Below are 2,941 nucleotides of genomic sequence, written 5' to 3'. Positions count from 1 at the left end.
GGCCCGATTCGAATCTCGTTGCGTCCGGTCAGGTTCACGTTTGGTCCGAGCGCCAACGACTGGGCAGCGTTTTTTGAAGCCCCGCCGCGGATTGCCAGACCCAGGAATTCCACGTCGCGGTCGGCGTGGGCGGTGTTGGGATGATCGCCCTTGTTGTCGATGTGAGCGGTCCAGGACAATTGCGGGGCACCGTCATCGGTCATGTACGTGATGCCCGCGTTGGCATAACGGTAGTCCGACCAGTTGGCCGCGTCGGAAGTCGACGCACCATCTTTCCCCGTCCAATGATGGTAGGTGTTGGCGAATCCACGTGGCTCATCGACCCGCTCGCCCAACAGCAGCGTTTCAAGTTCTTTGACCAGTTCGGGATGCGCAGCGGCAATGTCATTGGCTTCGGTGTGGTCAGATTGCAAGTCATAGAGTTCCAGACCTTTCTTGGTCCGCACCAGTTTCTGAGTGCCACGGATGATCGATTGACCGTTGCCGGCTTCGTGGATGATGAAGTCGCGTGTGCGTTGTCGGCCGCTGCCGGTCAGCGTTGACGCCAGGGACACGCCATCGATGCTCAGCGGCGCCTCGACGCCGGCGAGTTCACAGAACGTCGGCAGCAAGTCGGTCACGTCGACGACGCGATCAACATCGGTGCCGGCTTTCAAAGTCGATTGATCATGGATCATGGCGGGCCAACGCATCAGCAACGGCACTCGGATGCCGCCTTCTTGGATACTGCCCTTGGTCCCCCGCAGTCCGCCGTTGGCATCCAGCTCAATGAGGTTTTTGCCGCCCGGACCGCCGTTGTCGCTTTGAAAGATCACCAGCGTGTTGTCGGCAATGGAGTCGGATTTGTCGCCGTCGTTGTTCGGGTCTTCCAACGCCGCCAAAATATTGCCGAAGTGGGCGTCGATGCGCGTGACCATCGCAGCCCATTGACGTGTCTGGTCGGCAAGATTCGCGTAGTGCGGGTCGTCGGCGTAGGCTTTGTCCCACTCAGGCAGACGCTCGATTTCACCGAACGGGGCGTGGGGAATTTGCACGGCAAGCAGGCCAAAGAACGGTTGACCGGATCGGTTGTAGTTTTGTCCCTGATCGCGGACGAAGTCTAATGCGGCGAAGGCGTAGCAGTCATCGCAGTATGCCGTCTTGGGATAGTCGGCGTGATCCTGCAACGCCGGGACGGCCGGATAGTTCGGGCGACCTTGGTAGCGGGCCATCGAGTTGGGGACCAATTCAATGCCGCCGACGGTACCGGGTGACGCAGGCGCGCTCCACAACGTGGGTTGAAAGAACGTGTGCGCCCGAACGTGATGCAGTTCGGCCAAGACGTGTCGGTATCCGTGCGAGGTCGGCAGCGTTTGCACATTGTCGATGACGGGGTCGGCCTGATCCTTCGAGCCTCCGTATCCCCATTTTCCCCAGTATCCCGTCACGTAACCGGCCGCCGACAACGCATCGCCCATCAAAATGTCATCCGCCCGCATCGCCTTCTTGGCGTTATCTGGGTCATTGCGATCGGCGAACGTGTGCCCTTGGTGGAAACCCGATTGCTGTGACGATCGCGCAGGCGAACACACGTGGCATCCATAGCCGCGTGTGAAGTTCAATCCTTGCGCGGCGATTTGATCCAGGTTGGGTGTTCGCACCGAAGGCAGATCCTTTGCGCGGCGATCGGCTTGGCCGTTCGGTCCGATCGACCCCCAACCCATGTCATCGACATAGAAGTAGAGAATGTTGGGCCGCGGAGCATCGGCGATCAAGCTCGAAACGCCAGGACCACACCACAGGCCGGAAATCGCGGTCAACGCAAGGAACAAGGGAAAGAGTTTCATCGGTGCAGCTTGGTGGTCGGCGTTCGTAACGGGTTCGATCCGCGATTGGAGTCCGATCACGATTGTAAATCAATTTGCCCCGCCGTTTTGCCTGATGAACCACTCCCCCAGAAAAACGGTGGGGACGATGGTTATACTGAACCGATTCCGGTGACGTCGGCCAGCCTACAGGCCGCCAAGACGACGCCTTTGTGATTGGTTTCGAGGTCGAAATGATGAACACACTTGGTCGATGGATCCGATTCACGGTCCTGCTCGTTGCGTTGGCGGGATCCACGCTGTCCGCCGTGGAGCCCAAAGAGAGCCCCAACGAGAAGACAGAACGGGGCGACATTTTTGAGGCCAACCGGCGGTTGGGTCGCGGGGTCAATCTTGGCAACTTTCTGGAAGTGCCACGCGACCAAAACTGGGGCGTCGAAATCGTGGAATCGCATCTGAAGCTGATCCGTCAGGCAGGATTCGACAGCATTCGGATCCCGGTCAAATGGTCGGACTACGCCGCCACCGAAGCACCCTACACCATCGAACCCGCCTTCTTCGCCCGCGTCGACCGTTGGCTCGATCGGGCCGAACAGGAAACGCTGAACGTGATCCTCAACATTCATCACTACGATGGGCTGGACAGTCAGCCTCGATCGCATGCGGAACGATTCAGCGCGATTTGGAAGCAGATCGCCGAGCGATATCGGTCGCGGGGCGATTGGCTGTACTTTGAATTGCACAACGAACCACACGACGAATTGAATGACCATTGGAACGACATCTTGCGTCAAGGTTTGGCCGCCGTTCGGGCCAGCAATCCGACGCGGCCGGTGATCATTGGCCCAACTCGGTGGAATAACATCGCCACCTTACCGCAGCTGGATCTTCCCGCCGATCCCAACTTGATCGTTACCGTTCACATGTACAACCCGCACGAGTTCACTCATCAAGGAGCGTCCTGGGCCGGACCGAGGGTGCGGGCGATTCGCGGGCGGACATGGGGCAGCGAAGAAGATCGCGCGGCGCTGGCCAAAGAAATTCGGCAAGCCGCCGAGTGGGGCAAGTCACACTCGCGTCCGATTTTCTTGGGCGAGTTCGGAGCCTACAGCGCCGCACCGCAAGAAAGCCGTGTG

General features: G+C 59.3%; 2 protein-coding genes. One reads left to right on the top strand and one right to left on the bottom strand.

What is annotated here, in order from left to right; all coding sequences use genetic code 11:
• Positions 1-1,826 (bottom strand): sulfatase-like hydrolase/transferase (locus tag ABX749_RS28050; protein ID WP_372898938.1); only part of this gene is annotated, 1,826 nt, incomplete at its 3' end.
• Between the two features lie 212 nt (positions 1,827-2,038).
• On the opposite strand from ABX749_RS28050, the gene ABX749_RS28045 reads away from it, so the two are divergent.
• Positions 2,039-2,941 (top strand): glycoside hydrolase family 5 protein (locus tag ABX749_RS28045; RefSeq protein ID WP_372898937.1); only part of this gene is annotated, 903 nt, incomplete at its 3' end.

The organism is Stieleria sp. (assembly GCF_041595215.1).
Classification (GTDB): domain Bacteria; phylum Planctomycetota; class Planctomycetia; order Pirellulales; family Pirellulaceae; genus Stieleria; species Stieleria magnilauensis.
The sequence above is the reverse complement of the archived record's forward strand: the minus strand, read 5'-3'. Positions and strand labels throughout refer to the sequence as shown.